Genomic DNA, 3,840 nt, shown 5'->3' with positions numbered 1-3,840 from the left:
GGTCGGGGCCCTGCGCCGTTCGGTCGGCGATCACACCATCTCGCCACGCAACCTCACGTCGTCCCCCGACATGGTCGCGGCGACCTCGTTGGGCGTCCCGTCGTCGTTCCACCGGAGGGTGGCACCGACCCCCTCGATGAGCTCGACGCTGCCGTCGGGCGAGAACGTGAGCCCCGCGTCCTGGCCGATCGCGGCCCGGACGAGGGCCACCGTCGCGGGCAGCTCCTCGATCCCCTCGCTCACGCCCAGGTCGGTGATGTCGGAGCGCGAGGACCCGATGTGCAGCGGGCTCGGCCCGACCCACAGGGTGCGCCCGTCGAGCTCGGTGTCCTGGCCGTACTCGTCCGCGAGGATCAGCTCCTTGACCTGTCCGCGCGAGAGCACCGCGACGACGTCCTCGAGGGACGTCACGGCGGCCGCCTCACGGCCCTGCTCCTGCCGGAACTCGGCGAGCACGGCCTCGCGGCGCCGCTCACGGAAGCTCTCGAGCGCGTCGGCGACGTTCGCCTCGAAGGCCGCCTCGTTGATCCCGGCGCCGCGTCCGCCGCCCGCGACCTCGACCACGAGCTCGTCCGTGGCCTTGGTCAGCGCGGCCCGCACGAGCGGCACGGCGCGCACGTCGCCCGTGACGAGGATCAGCTCGGGTCGGTGCTCGAGGACCTGCCGGTCGAGCTCGGCCGCGACCGCCTCGGCGTTGCGCTCCCAGGAGTCCTCGGCACGAGCCTCGATCCGCTTGTGCGACAGGCCGCCCGTGCGGACCTTGTTGATGACGTCGTGCCCGCCCTCGACGGACTCGGCGTCACCGTACGGCAGGTGCCCCCCGGCGACGGACCACGTGAGGTCCGCACCCTGACGGTCGACGACGACGCGGACGTAGTCCACGGACTCGTCAGCCGCGCGCGCAGCCTGGAGCAGGGCGGGGACAGGCCCCCAGAGTCCCTTGGTGACAGCGGGAGGGTCCTTCAGGACCCGGTCGACGAGTACGCCTTCCTCGTCGGCGATGAGCACACGACCGTGCGGGCCGGGCATCCTCGTGGGGAGGGTGACGGACTCCTCGAGCTCGTCGATGATGCTCGCCGGGGCTCCCGCTGCGGCGAGCGCCCGGCGCACTCCCTTCCACCGGTTCTCGACCTCGCGTGCGGTGGCCTCGTCGCCACGTGTCGCGTCGAGGTAGACGGTCGCGAACGGGCCGGGGTGGCCGAGCAGGGGCTTGAGCCAGTCGATCTTCATGCAGGCACCTCTAGACATCCATCGTCGGAGGGACGGTCGGAGGCCGACCGCCCCGATGTCCTCCCCAGCCTGCGGCACGTGGCCGACGAACGCCACCGGGGACGGCCGCCCCGGCGTGCCGCACGGCAGGCTCAGGGCGAACCCGACCCGGGCTCTCAGGGGACCCGCGCGATGGCCCCGTCGTCGGCCCGCGACGAGACCCGTCAGGAGTAGGTGTCCAGCACGGGGGCATCGTCCTGGTGCTCGCGCGCGATCCGCTGGTGGTGCCGGATGACCTCGCTCACGATGAACTCGCGGAACTGCTCGGCGAACGCCGGGTCGAGGCCGGAGGACTCTGCGATGCTGGTCAGGCGGGCGATCTGCTGCTGGTCCCGCGCCGGGTCCGCGGGTGGGAGGCCACCCTGCGCCTTGAGCTCGCCCACCCGGCGCGTGAACTTGAAGCGTTCGGCGAGCAGGTGCATGAGTGCGGCGTCAATGTTGTCGATGCTCTCGCGCAGCCTGAGGATCTCGGCGGGGACGGGGTGCGACGGCGTCGTGGGGGCGGGAAGCTCGCTCATCCGTCGATCCTAGGCTCGCGCGGGGTACCGGGGAGGCGGTCGACGGAACGTGGGACGCCCGGTACACAGTAAAATCGGTCCTTGCCCCACCACTCAGCGGAGAGTTGACATGACCGAATTCGCGTCGCCGAGCCTCGTCGAGGTACCGACCACCAGCAGCATCAGCACGCTTCTCACCGACCGCGTCGAGCGCTCCGGGGACGACACGGTGATCGAGCGACGCCTCACCCCGGGCGGCCCCTGGCAGCCTCTGAGCGCCCGCGCCCGCGCCTTCGACGACGACGTGGTCGACGTGGCCCGCGGGCTGCTCGCGCGCGGCGTGCAGACCGGCGACCGCGTCGCGATCATGTCGCGCACCCGCTACGAGTGGACGTTGCTCGACTTCGCGGTCTGGGCCGCCGGTGGCGTGCCCATCCCCGTCTACGAGACCTCCTCGGCCGACCAGGTCGAGTGGATCCTGTCGGACTCGGGCGTGAGCGTCGCCGTCGTCGAGACGCCCGCGCACGCCGCGATCGTCGAGAGCGTCCGCGAGCGGCTCCCGCTCCTGCGGGAGGTCCTGGTGATCGACGACGGCGCGGTCGACGACCTGCGCGCCGGCGGCTCCGCGGTGACGCGGGACGAGGTCGACGCCCGCCGCGCCGCCACCGGGCGCGACGACCTCGCGACGATCATCTACACGTCGGGAGCGACCGGGCGTCCCAAGGGCGTCGAGCTCACGCACCTCAACTTCGTGCACCTGACCCGCAACGGCGTGGCGGGCCTCGCCGAGATCGTCGCGACGCCCGACGCCCGCACGCTGCTCTTCCTGCCCCTCGCGCACGTGTTCGCGCGGTTCGTCCAGGTCGTGTGCATCGCGTCGCCCACCGCGGTCCTCGCGCACAGCTCCGACATCAAGAAGCTCGTGCCGGACCTGGGCTCGTTCAAGCCGACGTTCCTCCTCGCGGTCCCCCGCGTGTTCGAGAAGGTCTACAACGCCGCCGAGCAGAAGGCGGGCGCAGGCGCCAAGCGACGCATCTTCCACTGGTCGGCCAAGGTCGCCATCACCTACTCGCGCGCGCTCGACTCGGCCTCGGGTCCCTCGATCGTCCTCAAGGCGCAGCACGCCCTCGCGGACCGGCTCGTGTTCGGCTCGATGCGCACGGCCCTGGGCGGCGACCTGACCCACTCGATCTCGGGCGGGGCGCCGCTCGGCGAACGCCTGGGCCACTTCTTCCGCGGCGTCGGGCTCACGATCCTCGAGGGCTACGGCCTGACCGAGACCACGGCGCCGTCGGCCGTGAACCTGCCCAGCCGCCTCAAGATCGGCACCGTCGGCCCTGCGTTCCCCGGGACCGCGCTCAAGGTCGACGCCGAGGGCGAGCTCTTCGTCAAGGGCGACCACGTCTTCCGGGGGTACCACAACCAGCCCGAGCTGACCGCCGAGGTCCTCCAGGACGGCTGGTTCCGCACGGGCGACCTCGCCTCGCTCGACGAGGACGGCTACCTGCGGATCACGGGGCGCAAGAAGGAGATCATCGTGACGGCGGGCGGCAAGAACGTCGCTCCCGCCCAGCTCGAGGACCGCCTGCGCGCCCACCCGCTCGTGAGCCAGGTCGTCGTCGTCGGTGACCAGCGTCCCTTCATCGGCGCCCTCGTCACGATCGACCACGAGATGCTCCCGGGCTGGCTCACGACGCACGGCCTGCCGGCCATGGACGTCGCGACGGCCGCGACGAACCCGACCGTGCTCGCGGCCCTCGACCGCGCCGTCACGCGCGCCAACGAGGCGGTCTCCCGGGCCGAGTCCATCCGCAAGATCCAGGTGCTCACGACCGACTTCACCGAGCAGAACGGCTATCTCACGCCGTCTCTCAAGGTCAAGCGCAACCTGGTGCTCCGTGACTTCACGACGACGATCGACGACCTGTACGGCGCACCCGCCAACGCGGACGCCTGACGTTCGGGCCGCGGGCCGGCGCCGCGCGCAGCACGGCCCCGCGCCGCACGGCACCACCCCGCATGGCGCTACTCCGCACACTGCACAGGCAGACGACGAAGGGCCCCGGAACCGAGG

The 3,840-nt window shown here is 72.0% G+C and carries 3 protein-coding genes; 1 reads left to right on the top strand and 2 read right to left on the bottom strand.

All coding sequences use genetic code 11. The annotated features are described in order from the left end of the window. Window positions 1-30: 30 nt before the first annotated feature. Both ACFRCR_RS17535 and ACFRCR_RS17530 read right to left on the bottom strand, forming a co-directional pair. Complete coding sequence (locus tag ACFRCR_RS17535; protein ID WP_377679333.1) at window positions 31-1,230, bottom strand: Vms1/Ankzf1 family peptidyl-tRNA hydrolase; 1,200 nt, start codon at window positions 1,228-1,230, stop codon at window positions 31-33. 203 nt (window positions 1,231-1,433) lie between these two features. Then, a complete protein-coding gene (locus tag ACFRCR_RS17530) occupies window positions 1,434-1,787 on the bottom strand; it encodes a chorismate mutase (protein WP_377679331.1) in 354 nt (117 codons plus the stop codon). Between the two features lie 109 nt (window positions 1,788-1,896). On the opposite strand from ACFRCR_RS17530, the gene ACFRCR_RS17525 reads away from it, so the two are divergent. Continuing rightward, on the top strand, window positions 1,897-3,723 hold the full coding sequence (locus ACFRCR_RS17525; protein WP_377679329.1) for an AMP-dependent synthetase/ligase: 1,827 nt from the start codon (window positions 1,897-1,899) through the stop codon (window positions 3,721-3,723). Window positions 3,724-3,840: the final 117 nt, after the last annotated feature.

Origin of the sequence: Oerskovia sp. NPDC056781, assembly GCF_042789955.1 — a bacterium.
GTDB classification, from domain to species: Bacteria; Actinomycetota; Actinomycetes; order Actinomycetales; family Cellulomonadaceae; genus Oerskovia; species Oerskovia rustica.
The sequence above is the reverse complement of the archived record's forward strand: the minus strand, read 5'-3'. Positions and strand labels throughout refer to the sequence as shown.